The sequence below is a fragment of the Streptomonospora arabica genome, from assembly GCF_039531585.1.
GTDB classification, from domain to species: Bacteria; Actinomycetota; Actinomycetes; order Streptosporangiales; family Streptosporangiaceae; genus Streptomonospora; species Streptomonospora halophila.
Genome location: NZ_BAAAQI010000008.1, coordinates 184,839 through 203,281 on the forward strand (window position 1 = coordinate 184,839; position 18,443 = coordinate 203,281).

The 18,443-nt window shown below is 75.3% G+C and carries 14 protein-coding genes; 4 read left to right on the top strand and 10 right to left on the bottom strand.

The features are described 5' to 3' along the window. Positions 1–180 precede the first annotated feature (180 nt). Positions 181–1,131: a LysR substrate-binding domain-containing protein gene (locus ABD284_RS15445; RefSeq protein ID WP_344143817.1), complete on the bottom strand. Its 951-nt coding sequence runs from the start codon at positions 1,129–1,131 to the stop codon at positions 181–183. Positions 1,132–1,202: 71 nt separating this feature from the next. Here ABD284_RS15445 and ABD284_RS15450 point away from each other — a divergent pair, with 71 nt between their 5' ends. Beyond that, a complete protein-coding gene (locus ABD284_RS15450; protein WP_344143819.1) occupies positions 1,203–2,213 on the top strand; it encodes an EamA family transporter in 1,011 nt (336 codons plus the stop codon). A 13-nt stretch (positions 2,214–2,226) separates the two neighbouring features. Here ABD284_RS15450 and ABD284_RS15455 read toward each other — a convergent pair whose 3' ends face one another. Then, positions 2,227–2,454 (bottom strand): ECF-type sigma factor, encoded by a 228-nt coding sequence (locus ABD284_RS15455; protein WP_344143821.1) that lies wholly within the window; start codon positions 2,452–2,454, stop codon positions 2,227–2,229. Positions 2,455–2,609: 155 nt separating this feature from the next. Here ABD284_RS15455 and ABD284_RS15460 point away from each other — a divergent pair, with 155 nt between their 5' ends. Then, positions 2,610–4,418: a hypothetical protein gene (locus tag ABD284_RS15460; protein WP_344143823.1), complete on the top strand. Its 1,809-nt coding sequence runs from the start codon at positions 2,610–2,612 to the stop codon at positions 4,416–4,418. Positions 4,419–4,450: 32 nt separating this feature from the next. Here the strand turns inward: ABD284_RS15460 and ABD284_RS15465 are convergent, their stop codons facing one another. Further along, the gene (locus tag ABD284_RS15465; RefSeq protein ID WP_344143826.1) at positions 4,451–5,110 is read right to left on the bottom strand and encodes an alpha-ketoglutarate-dependent dioxygenase AlkB family protein; all 660 of its coding nucleotides are present in this window, start codon (positions 5,108–5,110) and stop codon (positions 4,451–4,453) included. 286 nt (positions 5,111–5,396) lie between these two features. Here ABD284_RS15465 and ABD284_RS15470 point away from each other — a divergent pair, with 286 nt between their 5' ends. Beyond that, positions 5,397–6,566, top strand: a complete 1,170-nt coding sequence (locus ABD284_RS15470; RefSeq protein WP_344143828.1) for a magnesium and cobalt transport protein CorA — start codon at positions 5,397–5,399, stop codon at positions 6,564–6,566. A gap of 71 nt (positions 6,567–6,637) precedes the next feature. On the opposite strand, the gene ABD284_RS15475 is transcribed toward ABD284_RS15470, so the two are convergent. From ABD284_RS15475 to ABD284_RS15495, 5 genes are all read right to left on the bottom strand, one after another. After that, the gene (locus ABD284_RS15475; RefSeq protein WP_344143830.1) at positions 6,638–7,879 is read right to left on the bottom strand and encodes a VWA domain-containing protein; all 1,242 of its coding nucleotides are present in this window, start codon (positions 7,877–7,879) and stop codon (positions 6,638–6,640) included. A gap of 181 nt (positions 7,880–8,060) precedes the next feature. Further along, positions 8,061–10,475, bottom strand: coding sequence for a DUF5682 family protein (locus ABD284_RS15480; protein ID WP_344143832.1), 2,415 nt, complete (start codon positions 10,473–10,475; stop codon positions 8,061–8,063). Next, the gene (locus ABD284_RS15485) at positions 10,475–11,572 is read right to left on the bottom strand and encodes an ATP-binding protein (RefSeq protein WP_344143835.1); all 1,098 of its coding nucleotides are present in this window, start codon (positions 11,570–11,572) and stop codon (positions 10,475–10,477) included. Before ABD284_RS15485 ends, ABD284_RS15480 begins: the two co-directional genes overlap by 1 nt. Then, a complete protein-coding gene (locus tag ABD284_RS15490) occupies positions 11,569–13,023 on the bottom strand; it encodes a DUF5691 domain-containing protein (protein ID WP_344143838.1) in 1,455 nt (484 codons plus the stop codon). Before ABD284_RS15490 ends, ABD284_RS15485 begins: the two co-directional genes overlap by 4 nt. A gap of 178 nt (positions 13,024–13,201) precedes the next feature. Continuing rightward, positions 13,202–14,524 (bottom strand): SWIM zinc finger family protein, encoded by a 1,323-nt coding sequence (locus ABD284_RS15495; RefSeq protein ID WP_344143840.1) that lies wholly within the window; start codon positions 14,522–14,524, stop codon positions 13,202–13,204. Between the two features lie 271 nt (positions 14,525–14,795). Between ABD284_RS15495 and ABD284_RS15500 the strand changes: the two genes are divergently transcribed. After that, positions 14,796–15,803, top strand: a complete 1,008-nt coding sequence (locus ABD284_RS15500) for a methyltransferase (RefSeq protein ID WP_344143843.1) — start codon at positions 14,796–14,798, stop codon at positions 15,801–15,803. 382 nt (positions 15,804–16,185) lie between these two features. Here ABD284_RS15500 and ABD284_RS15505 read toward each other — a convergent pair whose 3' ends face one another. Both ABD284_RS15505 and pstS read right to left on the bottom strand, forming a co-directional pair. After that, positions 16,186–16,758 carry an LURP-one-related family protein gene (locus ABD284_RS15505; RefSeq protein ID WP_344143846.1) on the bottom strand — a complete coding sequence of 191 codons (573 nt, stop codon included), beginning with the start codon at positions 16,756–16,758 and terminating at the stop codon, positions 16,186–16,188. A gap of 326 nt (positions 16,759–17,084) precedes the next feature. Continuing rightward, positions 17,085–18,203, bottom strand: a complete 1,119-nt coding sequence (gene pstS / locus ABD284_RS15510) for a phosphate ABC transporter substrate-binding protein PstS (protein ID WP_344143849.1) — start codon at positions 18,201–18,203, stop codon at positions 17,085–17,087. Positions 18,204–18,443: the final 240 nt, after the last annotated feature.

Here is an 18,443-nt window from a genome sequence, read left to right on the forward strand (position 1 = left end):
GCGGCGTCCCGGCACCGCTCTCGCCGCGTTCCCGCCGGTCGGCCGGGGAGCCGCCCCCCGACTCCCTCCCCGGCCGGGCGCGGGCGGCACCGGCCCCTATCGCAGCGCCCCGGCCGGAAGAACGGCGCGGGCGGCATTCGAGTGCGCCCGCTGCGGACGGATCCGTCGAACACGCCCTGGTCAGCCACCGCCTGAACCGGCGAGGACCGGGGGAGTGGGCGCCGCGTCGTCCAGCACCCCGTGCGCGTCCTCCCAGAGATAGCGGGCCAGCAGCGCGATCGGCCGCCACGCCCAGCCGCCGGCGCTGCTCGCCAGCGAGATCCGCCGCGTTCCGCCGAGCTCGCCGAGCGGGGAGTGCACGACACCGCGCCGCGCGGCCGCGGCGAGCTTGGGCATCACGCCCACCCCCATCCCGGCCGCCACCACCTGCTCGACGATCTCCAGGTTGTCGATGCGGTGCCTGATGCGGGGCGCGAACCCCGCCCCCGCGCACATCCGCCGGACCAGCTCGTCCTCGTCGCTGCCGCGCGAGTTCGCGATCCACGAGGCCTCGGCGAGCCCCGACAGCCGCCGCCGGGTCATGATGCGGCTGGTGGCCGCCCCGCCCGACGGCTGGGACAGCAGCAGCGGCTCCGTCCCGACCGGCCGCAGGGCCAGGGTGCGGGGGAAGCGGCGGGGCACCAGGCTGTAGTCGTAGACCAGGCCCAGGTCGGCCGCGCCCGACTGGAGCAGCTCCAGGGCCTCGTCGGGCTCGTGCTCGATCAGCCGGACCTCGATGCCGGGGTGGTCGGCCTGCAGCCGCCGCACGGCCGGAAGCACGATCGGCCCGGCCACGCTGACGAAGCTGACCAGCTCGACGCGCCCCACGGGCTCGCCCTCGCCCGCCAGCTCGGCGCGGGCGGCGTCGACGCGCGCCAGGATGTCCGCGGCGTGCCGGGCCAGCCGGTGCCCAGCCGGCGTCAGCCGCACGCGCCTGCCGTCGGGCACCAGCAGCTGCGCCCCCGCCTCCTGCTCCAGCACCGCGAAGTGCTTGGAGACCGCGGACGTGCCCATCCCGGTCGTCTCCGAGACCGCGGCCATGGTGCCCAGCCGCTCCAGCTCCACCAGCAGCCGCAGCCGTGTCAGATCCATCCGCCGAAACTACATGATCGATCCGCCAATGGTCCGTGGACAGAAACAGAAGGCGCGAGTGCAATGATCGGATGATCACCTCGTTGCTGTTCCCGGTCCGTGCTGCCCTGGGCCGGACACCGCCCGCGCTGCTGCTGCTCGCGGGCATGTTCGTGCTGCACACCGGAAGCGCCTTGGCCGTGCGTGCGTTCAGCGAGGCGGGTCCGCTGGGCGTCACCTGGCTGCGCCTGCTGTGGGCTGCGCTCATCCTGGGCGCCCTGGGCGGGCGCCCCCTGTGGCGCGCACTGCGCACGGCGGCGCCGCGCGACCTCGGCGCGGCCGTGATCCTGGGCACGATCAGCGCGGGGATGATGGTCTTCTACTCCGCGGCCACGGCCCGCATCGACCTGGGCACCGCCACCGCGCTGGAGTTCCTCGGTCCGCTCGCCGTGGCGGTGCTGGCGCTGCGCCGGCGCCGCGAGGCCGTGTGGCTCGCGGCGGCCGCGGTGGGCGTACTGCTGCTCACCCGGCCCTGGTCGGGCGGCGCCGACCTGCTCGGCGTCGTGCTGGGCCTCTCCGGCGCCGTGTGTGTGGCCTTCTACATCGTGCTCACCCAGCGGGTGGGCAGCACGTTCCGGGCGGTGCACGGCCTGGCCGTGGCGATGGCGGTCAGCGCGGTGCTCACCGCGCCCCTGGGCCTGCCGCCGGTGCTCGCCGCACCCGACATCCCCGCGGTGCTGGGCACCACCCTGGTGATCGCGGTGCTCTTCCCCCTCGTGCCGTTCCTGCTGGAGATGGTGGTGCTGCAGCGCATGGGGCGCACCGCGTTCTCCACCTTCGGCAGCCTGGAGCCCGCGGTCAGCCTGGTCATGGGGATGGCCCTCATCGGCCAGTCGCCCGGCTGGATCCAGGCGGCCGGTATGGCCCTGGTGGTTGCCGCCGGAATCGGCGCCGCGCGCGGGGGCCGCTCCGCGCGCTCACCCTCGGACCCGCGCCCCACGCGGTCGGCGCCCGCCGGCGGTGCCGCCGCGGACGCGGCGCCGGAGCCGCCTGCGGCGCCGGACGGCGGCGAGCGCGTCCGCGCACCCGAGTGCGTGGGCTGAGGCGGCGCGCCGCTCAAATCTCCCGTCGTGCGCCGCCGTACTTCTTGTGCACCGCCTGCTTGCTGATCCCCAGGGTCACGGCGATCTCGCTCCAGGTGTACCCCTGCATCCGGGCGCGCCGCACCTGGATCGCCTCCAGGCGTTCCAGCTCTCCGCGCAGCTCGACGGCGGCGCGCAGCGCGAGCAGGGGCGACTCGCCCCGGGCGGACTCCATGAGCGAAGCGATGCTGTCCTCCTCCATGCCCTCAACCTACGCCGCGTCCCACCGAACAGGGCACACTGCGGTCGCCCCAGCGCAACGGGCGGCCGCGGCCGGTCCCGGCCGCACGTACCGCGTGCCACGCGCTCCGCGGCGTACGGGCCGCGGCTCCGGATGCAATATGGTCGGGTACGATCATGAGTACGAAAACCGACCTCGAACTCCTGCGCGCCTTCGAGCCGATCCTCGTCTTCACCCGGGGCGAGCTCTTCTTCCCCGCCGACGTCGACGCCTACGTGCGCTGCTGCAGCCTGTGGTGCGAGGACGGCGACGGAAAGGAGTTCGAGGGCGTTCCCGCAGGCGAGCTGACCCTCGACCGCCTCGCCGACTCCGAGCGCGAGTGGCCCGACCGCGAGAAGCACCTGCGCTTCGTGCAGGAGAACTCGCTGCGCGCCGAGGCCCGCCGCCACCGGCGCTCCGCGCGCCGCGTCATCCCGCGCAGCGGCCGCCTGGCCGCGGTGGGCGTCCTCGGCCGGATCGTCGACATCCTGATGAAGCTGTCCCTGCTCATCCGCGGCGCCGTGCCCGGCGGAGTGGCCGCCGCGGCCGCCACCCGCTACCGGGACCGGGTCGCCGGCGGCGAAGGCGCGCCGGCGGCCTACTACGGCCGCGTCGTGCGCGAGGGCGGCTACACCGCGCTGCAGTACTGGTTCTTCTACGCCATGAACGACTGGCGCTCCACCTACGGCGGGGTCAACGACCACGAGGCCGACTGGGAGAAGGTCACCGTCTACGTCGTCGAGGACGCCCAGGGCCGCACCCGCCCGGCGTGGGTCGGCGCCTCCTCCCACGAGTACTTCGGCGACGACCTGCGCCGCAGCTGGGACGACAAGGAGCTGCGGCGCGAGGGCGACCACCCCGTCATATTCGTCGGCGCCGGCTCGCACTCCCACCAGATGCTGCCCGGCGACTACCTGATCCAGGTCGACCCCGCTGTGCTGCGCGGCGTCGTGCGGCTGTGGCGGCGGATGACCCTGCGGCTGTTCCGCAGCGACAGCGCCATCGTCCGGCACGGCATCGGCGTGCCCTTCGTCGACTACGCCCGCGGCGACGGCGTCCGGGTGGGCCCCGGCGGCGACCGCGAATGGGCCGCCCACACCGTCGACGACGAGACCCCGTGGGTGCGCGGCTTCCGCGGTCTGTGGGGCCGCGACACGGGCGACTTCTTCGAGGGCGAGCGCGCGCCCAGCGGCCCCCGCTACGAGCGCGACGGCACCGTCCGCTGGTCCTGGGCCGACCCGCTCGCGTGGGTCGGGCTGCAGAAGGTCTCGCCCACCGAGAAGGCCGCGCGCGGCGAGCTGACCGCGCACCTGGGCGACCTGGACGAGCGCATCGCCGCATCCGACGCCGAGATCGTCCGCCGCCGCGACGCGCTGCGCCGGCTGTCGGCGGCCCGCATCGTGCTCAACCACGAAAGCCACTCCCGCAGCCGCGCCGCCGAGTACGACGAGCGCATCCGCGACGACGAGCGCGAGCTGGCAGCCGTCTACCGCAAGCGCGCGATGATGGCCGACGAGCGCGACTCCTGCCGCGAGGCCCTGCGCAGCGACCGGTCCGTTGCCCCCTCGCCCACCGAGCACCTGCACCGCCCCCACCTGCCCTACGCCACCGGCGAGCAGCGCACCACCCGGTTCCTGCACGTGTGGGCGGCGCTGAGCACGCCGCTGCTCATCTTCGCCCTGGGCGGGATGCTGCTGCTGCGCGGCACCTACACCGCGCCCGCGATGATCGGCGTCGTGCTGGCCTTCGCCATGGTCGACGCCATCGCGCGCCGCAGGCTCACCTCGTTCCTGACCGGCGTGGCGATCCTGGCGCTGATCGTGGCGGTGATCGCGGGCATCATCACGGCCTTCGCCGCCGACTGGCGGATCTCCCTGCTGGTGCCGACCGGCGTGGTGGTGGCGGTGCTGCTGTGGGTCAACATCCGCGACCTGATCCGCGGCTGAGCGGCAGCGGCCCGGGCCGGCTGGCAGCGCCCCTACTCCGGCTCCAGGCCCGAGGCGCGGATGGTGATGTTCAGCCGCCCCGCCTCCAGGCCGAGCCCGGCGGGAGCGGTGCCCGGCCGGGTGCGCGGCACACCGTGGTAGGCCATCCGCGCCGGGCCGCCGAAGACGAACAGGTCGCCGCTGGCCAGCTCCACGTCGGTGTAGGGGCGTGTACGGGTGCGGGTGTTGCCGAACCGGAAGACGCAGGTGTCGCCCAGGCTCAGCGAGACCACCGGGACGTCGGCCCGCTCGTCGCGGTCCTGGTGCATGCCCATCCGGGCCTCGGCGTCGTAGAAGTTCACCAGCGCGACGTCGTAGGGCGGATCGCCGGGCCCGGGCGGCGCGCCGAACGCGGCCGCCACGCCCTCGCGGGCGAGGTCGCCCAGGATCGGCGGGAACGGCGGGACCGGTTCGCCGCCGGGCAGGGTGCGCGCATAGCGGTAGGGCTCCCAGAACCAGCCCAGCGCGGTCATGCGCACGCTCATCACTCCGCCGCGCGGCATTCGGTGGCGGGCCATGCCGCCGGGGCCGCGGGCCCACTCGCGGCAGCGCCGGACCAGGTCGCGCTGGGAGCCGGCACCCAACCAGCCCGGCAGGTGCACCGCGCCCGGTGCGACCTCCACCCGGCCGGCGCCGAACAGCGGCTCGCTCACGCCGTCCTCCGTACCGCGGCGGGGGCGGCACCCGCCCCGCACGTCGTCCTGCCGGTGTGCACCCTCCCATCCGACCACGGCGCCGCGCCGGCGGCAACGCGCCGGGGCCGCACGCGCCCGCGGGTAGCATGGAACCGCGTCGAGTACCGGAGCGGAACAGGGGAGGTGGGGCCGATCATGAGCCAACCTCCCAGTACGGCCTGACGCCGCGTTCTCGTGTCCCGCGGCGGGCGCGTGCGCGCGCCCGGGCCGCATTCCGCTCACGTCCCTGTGCGGGGGTTACCTCATGGCGCAACGCAACCCGCTGGCCTGGCTCCCCGGAATCCGGAGCAACCAGCAGTCCCGCAGGACCAGCCGGCCCCGGCCGCCGGAGTACTCGATGGACCCCAGGCCCGACGCCGCAGGCGGCCCCACCCCGCCGGTGCAGGACAGCGTCATCGACGCCGCGATCTATCTCGGCGGCGAGCGCCAGGAGGCCCCGACCGAGTTCAGCGACCTGGCCGAACTGCACCGCCGCACCCCCGACGACGAGGGCGCCATGGTCTGGATCGGGCTGCTGCGCCCCTCCAGCCCCCAGCTGCTGGCCGCCGCCGAGGAGTTCGGGCTGCACGAGCTGGCGGTGGAGGACGCCATCGTCGCCCATCAGCGGCCCAAGCTGGAGCGCTACGGCGACACCCTGTTCGTCGTGCTCCGGTCCGCCCTCTACCTGGACGCCGCCGAAGAGGTGCGCTTCGGCGAGCTGCACCTGTTCGTCGGCCGGCACTTCGTGCTGACCGTGCGGCACAACCAGGCCCCCGACCTGGCGGCCGTGCGCCGCCGCCTGGAGAGCGACCCGAAACTGCTCGCGCGCGGACCCGAGGCGGTGCTCTACGGTGTCCTCGACGCGGTGGTCGACGGCTACGCCCCGGTCGTCGCGGGCCTGCAGAACGACATCGACGAGATCGAGACCCAGGTCTTCGAAGGCGACCCCGCGGTGTCCCGGCGCATCTACGAGCTCTCCCGCGAGGTCATCGAGTTCCAGCGCGCCACCCGCCCCCTGCTGCCGATGCTGAACTCGCTCGACACCGCCCTGGAGGACTTCGGCACCGACGAGGAGCTCCGCCGCTACCTTCGCGACGTCGCCGACCACGCCACCATCGCCGCCGAGCGCGTCGACGGCTTCCGCGACATGCTGCAGAGCATCCTCGCGGTCAACGCCACGCTGGTCAGCGAGGCGCAGAACGAGGAAATGCGGCGCGTCACCGAGGCCAGCTACCGCCAGGGCGAGCAGGTCAAGAAGATCTCCGCGTGGGCGGCCATCCTGTTCGCGCCCAGTCTGGTCGGCAGCATCTACGGGATGAACTTCACGCACATGCCCGAGATCGACTGGGTGCTGGGCTATCCGATGTCGCTGCTGCTGATGCTCGGCATCAGCGTGACCCTCTACGCCGTCTTCAAGTGGCGCCGCTGGATGTGACGGCCGGCGGCGCGGCGGACACTGCGCCGCGCCGCGCCCCGGTCCCGCGCTGGCCGCGCCCCGCCGGAGACTCACACCGGCTCCGCGCCGCCCGTCTCCTCCTGCTCGGCCCACGCCTTCAGCGACCGGCCCTGGATGGCGGCGGCCATCAGGTCGGGGAACCGGTCGGGGGTGCAGGCGAAGGCGGGCACGCCCAGGGCGGCGAGGGCCGCCGCGTTCTCCCGGCTGTAGGACGGCGCGCCCTCGTCGGACAGGGCGAGCAGCACGACCACCTGCACGCCGGCCGCCGTCATCGACGCCACGCGGCGCACCATCTCCTCGCGCACACCGCCCTCGTAGAGGTCGCTGATCAGCACCAGCACCGAGTCCTGCGGCCGGCCGATGAGCCCTTCGCAGTAGGCCAGCGCCCGGTTGATGTCGGTGCCCCCGCCCAGCCGGGTGCCGAACAGGACCTCCACCGGGTCGCTGAGCTGGTCGGTCAGGTCGACGACCGAGGTGTCGAAGACGACCATCGAGGTCTTCAGCGCGCGGATCGAGGCGAGCACCGCCCCGAAGACCCCGGCATAGACCACCGACTGGGCCATGGAGCCGCTCTGGTCGATGGCCAGCACGACGTCGCGCTGCACGCCCCGGCTGCGCCGGGCGTAGCCCACGAGGTTCTGCGGTACGACGGTGCCGTACTCGGGCAGGTAGTGGGCCAGGTTGCGGCGGATGGTGCGGTTCCAGTCGATGTCGGCGGCCCGGCGCGGCCGGTGGGTGCGCGCCGAGCGGTCCAGCGCCCCCTGCACGACCGACCGCGTGCGCTGTGCCAGGCGCCGCTCCAGGTCCTCCACGACACTGCGCACGACCGCGCGCGCCGACTCGCGGGCCGCCTCCGGCATGACCTGGCTGAGCGACAGCAGGGTGCCGACCAGGTGGACGTCGGGCTCGACGGCCTCCATCATCTCCGGCTCCATCAGCATGCGCTTGAGGTTCAGGCGCTCCAGCGCGTCGGTCTGCATCACGCGCACCACGCTGGAGGGGAAGTAGCCGCGGATGTCGGTCAGCCAGTCGGCGACGGACGGCGCCGAGCCGCCGAGGTTCGCGCTGCGCGGACCGCCGCCGCGGCCGTTCGCACCGCCGTCGCCGTCGCGGTTGTACAGGGCCGCCAGCGCGGCGTCCATGCCGGCGTCGCCCCCGGCGCCGCCGCCTTCTGCGCCGCCCAGCCCGCCGCAGGAGGACTCGGCCGCACCGCCCAGGACCAGCCGCCACCGGCGCAGGCGCTCGGACTCCCCGTCCCGGGCCGCCGGTGCAGGCGTCGCCGCCTCATCCATGGATCGTGCTCCCGCCGTTGCCGTGTACTGATTCATGTGCTGCGCGGCGGCCGCCGATGCGGTCCCGCCGCCCCTCCCCTCCGGTGGACGTCGAGCGCCGTGCGGCGGGCGCGAGTGCGGCGACGGCGGCTCCGCGGCCAGGCCGCGAAGCGCGCCGCCGTGCCCTCGTGCCCGCGGTCCCTCACCCGCCCGCCTCCGCGCCCGCCGCGGCCAGGCCCAGCAGGCCCGCCGCTGCGGCGACCGCGGGTTCGGCCCTGCGGGCGTCGACGGTGTCGCCGGCCGAAGCGGCGCCCGCCTCGCCGTAGCGGCCCAGGGCGCGCGCGCTGTCGCCGATGGCGCGGCGCTCGGGCGCGGCGAACGCACCGAAGGTGCGCCGCAGCAGCGGCACCACCTCGATGAACGCGTCGGCGCCCAGACCGTTGAGCCAGCGGTCGACGATGCCCAGCAGCGCGGTGTCGTGCACCAGCAGCAGGCCGCTGCCCGAGAGGAACCCCTCGATCCAGTGCGCCGTGCGGGTCGGCGGCGTGCCCCGCGAGGCGGCGCGGGACAGCCTGCCGCTCAGGTCGGAGTCGCACAGCCGGCCGGAGTCGTGCAGGATCCGGTTCGCCCGCCCGCACACCCGCCCCGGCGCCGACTCGCGTACCGCGATCCGCTCCAGCGCCGCGAGCCAGGCGGCCTCGTCGTCGCCGCCCAGCAGCACCGCGGCGCGGTGCACGCCGTCGATCGCACCGGCCATCGCCGCTGCGGCGTCGTCGTCCAGCCCCGACACCGCCGGGACGATACCCGCCCGCACCCGGGCCAGCAGCTGGGCGGCTACCCCGCGCAGGGCGGCGGAGTCGCTGCGGCGCACGTCGCCGTAGCGGGCGGAGCGCGCCAGCGGGGGCAGGGCCGCCATGAGGTGCTCGATGTCGGCGTCCTCGGCGGCGCGGGCGGTCAGCGCCGAGACGACCGCGTCGAGCGCCCCGCCGAGCTCGGCGTGCAGGCACCGCTCGGCCAGCGCGGTCAGGTCCGGCAGGGCTGCCTCCGCCGCGAGCGACCGCACGCGCGCGTCCGCCGCGGCCTCGACGGTGGTGCCCCACACCGCCGCCTCGATCAGCGCCAGCTCCAGCTCGGGCCGCCAGGCCAGCGTCCAGCTCTCGCGGAAGGTGCCGCGGGAGCGCACGGAGTCGCCGCGCGGCCGCCCCCACTCGACGCCGATCAGCCCCAGCCGGTGCAGCAGCGCGCTGCGCCGCCGCCCGGTCTCCTCGCGCAGGTCCAGGTCGAGGTCGCGCGGCTCGGCCTTGGGCTGCAGGCGCAAACCGCGCTGCTCGGCGGCGAGGTCGCGCTGAAGCGGGACCTGCGGCGTGTCCGCCGAGACCGCGCCCATGCGCTCACCGACGACCATCCGGCTGTGCAGCAGGTGCGCCCGCGCGCGGGCGCCCTCGCACAGCACCGACTCCGCGGCGTCGGCGACCTCCTCCAGCCCGGCCGCCGGGCGCCCGCGCAGCGCGGCCAGCGCCTGGGTGAGGCGCACGGCCTCGATGACGTGGGCCGAGGACACCGGCTGGTCCAGCTCGCGCAGCCGCCGCCCGGCCTCGGCCAGCCAGCGCTCGACCGGGCGGTCGGGCGCGGTGAACAGGTGGTGGTACCAGCCGGGCGAGCGCACGCCGGCCCGGTAGCCGGAGGCCGCCGCCAGCCGCCCGTGGGTCCACGGGATCCAGGTGGCCGCGACCTTGGTCTTGGGCAGGCCGCGCAGCAGCGCGGTGTCCTCCGACACCCGGGGATGGTCCAGCAGCGCGGGCACGTGCCAGGCGCCGCAGACCACGGCGATGCGGCCGTCGACCGACTTCATCGCCTTGCGCAGCACCTGGCGCATGTGGGCCTCGCGGCGGGCCTCGCGCAGGCCCGCCGGCCCGTCCGGGCCCGCCCCGACCTCGGCCCGCACCGCCGCCATGGCCTCGGCGATCGCGGGGAAGGGGGAGGCGGCGGAGTGCGCCCCGGCGTCGGCGGGGGAAGAGCCGGCGGGCACGGCCGCGCGGCCCTCGACGATGTCCTCCCACCAGCGCTCGGGGTCGTCGTAGCCGGCGGCCTCGGCCAGCATGCCCAGCGGGTCGGCGACCTCGCGGCCGGGCTCCTGTTCGGCGCTCTCAGCGCCGTCGGGGGCGGTGGTCCCGTCCTCGGGCGCGCCGCCGCCGGACCCGTGCTCCGGCCGCTTCGCGTCCAAGTTGGCGTCCGCGCCCGCGCCGCCTCCTTCGCCTTTTCCGTCTGCTCCTTCGGCCCGGTCGTCCTCGGCCAGGGTGTGCGCCGCGGGCAGGTCGCAGAAGCGGGCCCGGACGCCGTGCTCGGCCGCGTAGCGCAGCGCCGCCCACTCCGGCGAGAACGCCGCGAACGGCCAGAACGCCGCGCGCGCGGGCTCCGCGGGCACATAGGCCAGCAGCGAGACCGGCGGTGTCAGCTCGCCGACCAGCCCGACCAGTTCGTCGGCCTCGGGCGGCCCCTCGATGAGCACCAGCTCGGGCGCGATGCGCTCCAGCTCGGCTGCGACCGAGCGGGCCGATCCGGGGCCGTGGTGGCGCACGCCCAGCACGTGCACGCGGTCGGTGTCGACCGGCGCCATCAGCGGCTCACCTCGCGGCAGGCGCGGTAGAAGTCGTCCCAGCCGTCGCGCTCGCGCGCCACGGTCTCCAGGTACTCCCGCCACACCACGCCGTCGGAGACCGGGTCCTGGACCACGGCGCCGTGGATGCCCGCGGCGACGTCGGCCGGGCGCAGGGTGCCGTCGCCGAAGTGCGCGGCCAGCGCGATGCCGTTGGTGACCACCGAGATCGCCTCGGCGGTGCTCAGTGTGCCGCTGGGCGACTTGACCTTGGCGCCGCCGTCGGCGGTGGCGCCTTCGCGCAGCTCCCGGAAGACCGTGACGACCCGGCGGATCTCGGACAGGCTCGCGGGCACCTCGGGCAGCTCCAGGGAGCGGCCGAGCGCGGCCACCCGGCGGCTGACGATGTCGATCTCGTCCTCGACGCTGTCGGGGACCGGCAGCACGACCGTGTTGAAGCGCCGCCGCAGCGCGCTGGAGAGGTCGTTGACCCCGCGGTCGCGGTCGTTGGCCGTGGCGATGACGTTGAACCCCCGCGCGGCCTGCACCTCGGTGCCCAGCTCCGGTACAGGCAGGGTCTTCTCCGACAGCACGGTGATCAGGGCGTCCTGCACGTCGGAGGGGATGCGGGTGAGCTCCTCGACGCGGGCCAGGCGGCCCTCGGACATGGCGGTCATGACCGGGCTGGGCACCAGCGCCGCCTCGGACGGTCCCTCGGCCAGCAGCCGGGCGTAGTTCCAGCCGTAGCGGATCGCCTCCTCGGCGGTGCCCGCGGTGCCCTGCACCAGCAGCGTGGAGTCGCCGGTGACGGCGGCCGCCAGGTGCTCCGACAGCCACGTCTTCGCGGTGCCGGGCACGCCCAGCAGGAGTAGGGCGCGGTCGGTGGCCAGCGTGGCCACGGCCACCTCGACCACCCGCCGGGAGCCGATGTACTTGGGCGTGATCTCGGTGCCGTCGTCGAGCGTGCCGCCCAGGATGTAGCGGGTGACCGCCCACGGCGACAGCCGCCAGCCCGGTGGGCGCGTGCGGGAGTCGGCGCGCTCCAGGGCGGCGAGCTCCTCGGCGAAGCTCTGCTCGGCGTGCGGGCGCAGAGCGGCGGGGGTGGCGGAGACGGTCAAGAGAACTCCTTGTGCATTGCGGATCGGTACCTGAGGGTGTCGGCGAGGCGGATGAGCGAGTCGGGGCGGTCGTCGCCGGCCGCGCCGCGGCGGGCGGAGCCGGCGATGCGTTCGTGCAGGGAGGGCGGCATGCGCGAACCGGCCACCTCGCACAGCCGGGTCACGGCGGAGCCGGCGCGGTCGACGCCGTCGAGGGTGTCGGCCACGAGAGCGGCGAGCTCGGCGTTCCACGGGCAGGCGACCTGTTCGACGACCGACAGCAGGGCGGCCGCCTCGGGCATGCGGCGGTCGGAGCGCAGGAACTCCAGCGCCCAGGCGCACTGGTCGTCGGGCGGCAGCAGCCCCAGCAGAGCGGAGCCGCGGCTGGCGCGCACGTCGTACCCGCCGGTCAGCCGGTTCAGCACGACGGGCAGCAGGGCGCGGGCCCACGACCGGTCGCGCTGGAGGACCGCCGCGTTCGCGAGGGCTTCCAGCAGTTCGTCGTCGTTGCCCGCGGCGAAGGCGACGACGTCCTCGGGCCCCTCGCCCAGGTGGCCGCACCAGACGGCCAGCGGCGCGTGGGAGACCAGGATCCACAGCCGTTCCAGGGCCTCGCGGCGCGTGCCGCCGCGGTCGGTGCGGGGCTCGACGCCCAGCGCGCGGGCGAGGACGGCGTCGGCCAGGTCGGGGCGGCGGATCTCGGGTGTGCCGTCGGAGCCCCGGCGTACGTGGCCCCGGGCGTAGTCGGCCAGCAGGCGGCCGCGCTCGGAGTCGGGCAGGCGGGCCGCCAGCGCGAGGGCCAGTCCCCGCACGCGCGAGCTGCGGTCGGCCATCGCCTCCTGCAGCAGCGGCTCGTCGTCGGCGGTGAGGTGCGGCTCGCGGGCCTCCAGCAGTGCGTGGCGCTCCTGTGCGGGCCGCGCACGCCACTCCTCGGCGCCGATCCGCGGCGCCTCGTCGAGGCGGAGCACATACGCCCAGCGGGCGTCGAGCCCGGCCAGCCACAGGCCGCGCCGCCCGGCGACCGCCAGAAGCGGCCGCCCGATGCGGTTGTGGTCGCGCGCGCCGCGGTCCAGCAGGTCGGGCAGCAGCTCGGGCGGAACCCGCAGGCCCCGCTGCGCCGCCAGTTCCAGCCACTCCGCAAGCAGGCCGGAGCCGGAGGCGAGCAGATCGGCGAGCCGGCGCGCGGCGCGCGGGTCCGGAAGGGGAGCGGTCTCGGGCGGCGCCGGATCGAAGGCCCCGGGGTCCTGGGGAGCCGCCCGGTCGGCCGGGCGGCCGGCGCGGGCCCGCACGGCGGACAGCGCGGCGCGGTCGAGCAGGGTGTGCGCGGGATCGTCGCGCTCCACGTGCGGCAGGCCCGCGGGACTGGGCGCGGACCGGCGCGCGGTGCCCACGAGCGCGGCCGAGACGACGTCGGACCAGGAGTCGGCGGTCGGCGGTGCGGGATCGGGGGGTGTCTCGGAGGAGGTCGTCACGAGGCGGTCCTCGGAAGTCGGGTGCGGGTGGGGGAGTCGGATCAAGCCGTGCTCGGGGCAGGGCGGGACGCAGGTTTCGCGTGCTGCGGACGCCGGGCGGCGGTCGGCGCCGCCTTCGGGGGTGGCGCGGACGGCCGGTGGTGCGTGTGTGCGGTGCGCACGGCCGGGACGGAGGCGGTCACGGGGTGCCGGCGAGGGCTCCCGGCGCCCGGGCGAGGTCGGCGAACCCGCCCTCGGCGTCCCATACGGACAGCGGCCGAAGGCCCTGGGGCGTCCACTCGCCGGCGACGGTGACCGGCGCGCCGCCGGACACCGCGGCCAGCGGCCAGCACGGCGAGCACTCCGCGAGCAGCGGCAGCGCTGCGCCCCCGGAGTCGGCGATCTGCCACGGTTCGCCGCGCACGGGGACGGCGCCCTTGACGACGACGGGCCACGCCTCCAGCCAGGGGTCGGCGGCCAGCGCGCCGGCGTAGGAGCCCAGCGCATCGTCGGCGCCGGAGCCGGGCGGCGGTGCCGCCGTGCGCTCGGCGTGCACGGCCACCACCGAGGCCCGCCACTCGGCCGGGTAGAAGGCCAGGTCGGCCTCGATCTCGGTGCCCGGGCGCGCCGGGGTCTCGGGGGTCTGCCCGGTCGGAGCGTAGGAGAGCAGCGCGGCCGTGCGCCCGGTCGCGGCGCCGTGCAGCCAGATGCGGCGGCCGCGTACCTGGCCGGAGGGAAAGTCGTACATGCCCAGCACCCGCCAGGTGTCGCGCACGGGCGCCGACTCGTCGGCCGAGGCGGGCAGCCCCGCCCGCGCGCAGACCGTGGCGCGCATGCCGTCCGGGAGTTCGTCGCGGCGCCGGAAGCCGCTGATCAGCAGGCGCAGCAGCGCGTACTCGCTCAGCAGGCGGTCGGGCCAGTCGCGGGCCGCACCCAGGCCGCCGAGGTCGCGCACACGGTCGGCGAGCCGCCCCGCCTGGGCGTCGACCAGGCGGGCCGCCATGGAGTCGAGGCGGCGGTAGCCGTCGCCGCGTGCGGCCGCGAGACCGCTCTCGACCTGGTCGCGCAGCCAGAGGTCCAGCTCCGCCAGGCCCTCGGCCACGCGCTCTTCGCGCTTCTCCAGGCGCCGCGCGGCCGCCTCGGGATCGGCGGGTTCGGCCGGGCGTTCGCGCGCGGCCGCGCGGCGGGTCAGCCACTCGGCCGCGTACTCGGGGGCGTCACCGGTCTCGAAACCGCCCTCGGCCCACAGGTGCAGCAGCGCCAGCGTGTGCTTGCACGGGATCTTGCGGCTGGGGCAGCTGCAGCGGTAGGCGGGCGGGGAGCCGAGTTCGGCGACGACGCGGTAGGCGCTCTTGCCGCTGCCGGCGCATTCGCCCCACACCGCGGGCGCCTCGGCGCCGTTCGCGGGGCGGTGGCCGGTGGCGCTCCACTGGGAGGGTTTGGCGGTCTTGATCGCCGCCTTGCGGGAGGAGGGGTCGGGCGCGAGAGCCCAGACGTCGTCGGTGGTCCAGCGTGTGCTCACGAAGGGAAATCTAGCCCCCGGTGCTGACAGTTCCGTACGGCTCAGGCGCACCGCGCGCCCCGCAGACGTCTGCGGCCTCCGGCGCACTTTCGCGGCCTTCCCCGGCGGCTTCGCCCGCCGCGGCGGGGCGCCGGGCGCGCGGGCGGGTGCGCTGCGGCGGTCGGGTGCGGCGGACGGGTGGTGCGGGCCGCCCGGTGCCGGGGTGATGGCGGTTCGACGCGGCGTTACGGTTGGGGTGGTCGCAGGGGTACAGGGCTGAACGGGGGGCGGGATGGCCGGCGACGAGGGCGAGGACCACGGGCTGCTGCGGCTGCTGATGGGGCCGTGGCTGGCCGAGGCCGTCGCCGCCGCGGTGCGGCTGGGGGTGATCGACCGGCTGGGCGGCGCTCCGGCGTCGGCGGGCGAGCTCGCCGAGGGGCTGTCGCTGGCCGCCGACCCGCTCCAGCGCCTGCTGCGGCTGCTGGTGGGCCTGGAGGTGCTGGAGGAGCGCGACGGCCGCTTCGCTCTGGCGCCGATGGGCGAGCGGCTGCACAGCCGGCACCCCTCCTCGATGCGGGACCTGGCGCTGCTCTACCGCAGCGACTTCTTCCTGGGCGCCTGGCGAGGGCTGGCCGACTCCGTGCGCACCGGCCACCAGGCCTTCGCGTCCGTGTACGGGCGCGACGTCTACACCTACCTGGCCGAACACCCCGCCGAGGCCGCGCTCTTCGACTCCGGCATGGCGGCCGGCGGCTCGTTCGCCGACGCGCTCCCGGCCGTCTACGACTTCTCGCGGGCCGGGCGCGTGGCCGACATCGGGGGCGGCGACGGAAGCCGGCTGGCCGCGCTGCTCAAGGCGTACCCGGGCATGCACGGCGTCCTGCAGGAGCGTCCGCAGGTGCTGGCCGGCGCGCGCGAGCGGCTCGGCTCCCACATCGACGAAGGACGCTGCGAGCTGGTGGGGGCCGACTTCCTCGCCGAGGTGCCCGTCGCGGCCGACGCCTATCTGCTCTGCCGTGTCCTGCACAACTGGGACGACGACTCCTGCGGGCGCATCCTCGCCAACTGCGCCGCGGCGATGGGCCCGGGGGCGCGGCTGCTCATCCTGGAGCGCGTCATGCCCGACGACCGGCAGGCGTGGCTGTCGCGGGCCTTCGACGTGCACATGATGGTCATGACGACCGGCCGGGAGCGCACCGCCGCCGAGTACGAGGCGCTGCTGCGCCCGGCGGGGCTGGGCACCCTGGAGATCCGCGACCTCGGCGCGGAGATGCGCGTACTGGTGGCGGGCGGGGACTGACCCGCTCCCGCACCGCCGCCGCCCCGGCAGCTGCCGGCAGGGACCCGGGACACGCGGTCTCCGTCTGCAAGGGGGTCGAGGTGGTCGGGACACGCGCGGGCAACCCGGGTCCGTGCCGGCAACTTCCGGCAGTGTGGCCGATCGCGGGCGATTTAGCCACGCCGGCGGTGGTGCGGGGCCGGCGGGCGGCCGCGCGGCGGCGGTGCGGGAGGCGCGTTCAGCACGCGCGGGCGGAGTGCGGGGGAGGCGGGGGCAGGGCCGGCCCGGCGGTTCGCCGGTCCCGCCGGAATCCGGGATAGGGGATCGGCGGGCAGGCAAGGCGGGCGGAGGCGCTCCGCGCCGCCCTCGCGCACGAAGGCGCGGGTGCGAAGGACAGGTCCGGTCAGCGGGCCTGCAGCGCGTCCAGGGCGACCGCCATGGCGATGACCAGCCGGCGGTCGACGTTGGGGTCCTGGATCTGGACGGTGTAGCGGTCGCGGATGCCCCAGCGCTTGTCGATGCTGAAGATCGGGTGCTCGCCCGCGACGAAGTCGAAGTGGTAGGGCACGAACTTGGCCGCGTCGATGAAGCGGCGCAGGATGCCCAGCACCTGGTTGCGCTCCTGACCGGTGGCGGTGAACAGGCCCGGCTGCTCCAGGTGCCAGGTCGAGCGCAGCAGCGACTGCTTGAAGTCCTTGCGGAAGTTGCCGACCGGCTGCCCGTTGTGGTCGGTGACGTCGTAGGTCGCGCCGAGGTCGACGACCTGGCGGGCCTTGAAGCCCAGAACCGGGTACTGCTTGCTGTCGTCGGTGTAGAGCGTCACCTGCTCCTTGAAGGCCAGGCGCTTCTGCTGGGCGAAGGCGATCAGGTCGCCCTCGCTGCCGTCGGGCAGCAGCGTCCGGACCTCGTACTGGTTGACCATCATCCGGATCCGCTGGCGCACGGCGAGCTGCGTCAGCGTCTGCAACTGGTTCATCGGACTTCCTCGGTGTCGGAGGGACAAAGGGGGGTGAACCCGGCTGATCCTAGCGGGTGGCCCCGGTCACGGCACATCCAGACCGGAGCCGAGGCGCGATCGTGATCCCGCCGGGTCCGGCGGCCGTCCCGGCGGGCAGGGGCAGTGCCGTCGGTGCGGTCCCAGGGGCGGTGCCGAAGGGGCCCGGTCCCGGCCCGGAGCTCGTCCGCGAAGGGGGCGGCCGCTGAGAGGGCCCCAGATTAGACCATCGGGCGGGAATCAGCGTTGATCGCGGATGAACGGGACCGCAACAGGCCGATCCCGGACACCGGTGCCGTCCGTCCGGTTCACTCGGCTCCGCTGATGGCCGCGACCGCGTCCAGCAGTTTGCGGCGGAAGTCGTCGGGAAGCGGGGCCGAGCCGGTCTCCTTGGAGGCGGCCTTCTGGCCCTCGGCGCTGAGCACGTACTCCAGGAAGGACCGCACGCGCTCGGCGTCCTCGGCCGAGCTGTAGCGCAGGCAGGCGATCTCGTAGGTCACGAGCACGATCGGGTAGGTGCCGGCCTCGGTGGTGCCGTAGTCCAGTTCCAGCGCGTGGTCGTGCCGGTGGCCGCCCTCGGCCTCGGGGGAGGAGGCGACCACGCGCGCCGCCGAGTCCGGGGCCACGTCCACGAACTCGCCGCCCACGCCGATGGACGCGGTGGGCATGTCGCCGGTGTGCGAGGCCTCGACGTAACCGATGGTCCCGCGGCCGCCGTCGACCGCCTCGGCGATGCCGCTGTTGCCCTGGGCGGCCTCGACCGGCCTGATCGGCCACGTGCCGCCGGGCTCGTGCGGCCAGGCCTCGCCCGCCGCCGCCGCGAGGTAGCCGGTGAAGTTCTCGGTGGTGCCGGAGTCGTCGGCGCGCGTGACCGGGGTGATGCGCAGGTCCGGCAGGTCGGCGTCGGGGTTGTGCTCGGCGATCTCCGGGTCGTTCCAGCGGGTGATCTGCTGGTCGAAGATCTTGGCCAGGGTCTCCGGCGGCAGGTTCAGCGAGTCGACGCCCTCCAGTTGGAAGATGACGGCGATCGGCACGACGTAGCCGGGGAGGTTGATGGCGGGGGCGCCGCCGGCGCAGCGGTCGCGGGCCCGTTCGCGCTCGCGCCGGTCCAGCGCGGCGTCGGATCCGGCGAAGTCCACCGCGTTCTGCAGGAACTGGCTGCGGCCGGCGCCCGAACCCACGGAGTCGTACAGGACCAGGGCGTCCTCGCAGGCCAACTGGTAGCCGGCCACCCAGGTGTACATGGCGTTCTCCTGGGCGCTGGAGCCCGCCCCCGAGAGGCTGCCGTCGAAGCAGGCGATGTCGTCGGGGACCGCGGGCGGCCGCTGGCCGTTTCGGAGGGCGTTGTCGCTGCCGCATGCGCTGGTCAGTGCGAGGACGCCGACCAAGGCGGCCGCGGAGAGAGTGCGGTGGCCGGGCAGGGTCACGGGACGTTCATTCCCCTTGTGCGAGCGGGTGGCAACCCTGCGTGTGCATCAGGGTTCGTGCTGGAACGGGGGCTTCCGGTGGTGCGACCGAACGCTGAAGAGAAAACTAACAACAGCTGAAGTGCCCTGCCCAACGGCACCCGTGTGAATCGGCGCGCACCCCCGTGCGCGGCGTCACCGGAGCGCACCGCCGCTCCCGCCCGCCGCGCCTTCCGGCGGTCCGCACACGGCGTCGCGGCG

Excerpts from the sequence above, each read along its gene's own strand:
- ABD284_RS15470 (WP_344143828.1), top strand. The coding sequence starts at position 5,397 with ATGGCGCAACGCAACCCGCTGGCCTGGCTCCCCGGAATCCGGAGCAAC.
- ABD284_RS15450 (WP_344143819.1), top strand. The coding sequence starts at position 1,203 with ATGATCACCTCGTTGCTGTTCCCGGTCCGTGCTGCCCTGGGCCGGACA.
- ABD284_RS15480 (WP_344143832.1), bottom strand. The coding sequence starts at position 10,475 with ATGGCGCCGGTCGACACCGACCGCGTGCACGTGCTGGGCGTGCGCCAC.
- ABD284_RS15445 (WP_344143817.1), bottom strand. The coding sequence starts at position 1,131 with ATGGATCTGACACGGCTGCGGCTGCTGGTGGAGCTGGAGCGGCTGGGC.
- ABD284_RS15475 (WP_344143830.1), bottom strand. The coding sequence starts at position 7,879 with ATGGATGAGGCGGCGACGCCTGCACCGGCGGCCCGGGACGGGGAGTCC.
- ABD284_RS15460 (WP_344143823.1), top strand. The coding sequence starts at position 2,610 with ATGAGTACGAAAACCGACCTCGAACTCCTGCGCGCCTTCGAGCCGATC.
- ABD284_RS15455 (WP_344143821.1), bottom strand. The coding sequence starts at position 2,454 with ATGGAGGAGGACAGCATCGCTTCGCTCATGGAGTCCGCCCGGGGCGAG.
- ABD284_RS15505 (WP_344143846.1), bottom strand. The coding sequence starts at position 16,758 with ATGAACCAGTTGCAGACGCTGACGCAGCTCGCCGTGCGCCAGCGGATC.
- ABD284_RS15500 (WP_344143843.1), top strand. The coding sequence starts at position 14,796 with ATGGCCGGCGACGAGGGCGAGGACCACGGGCTGCTGCGGCTGCTGATG.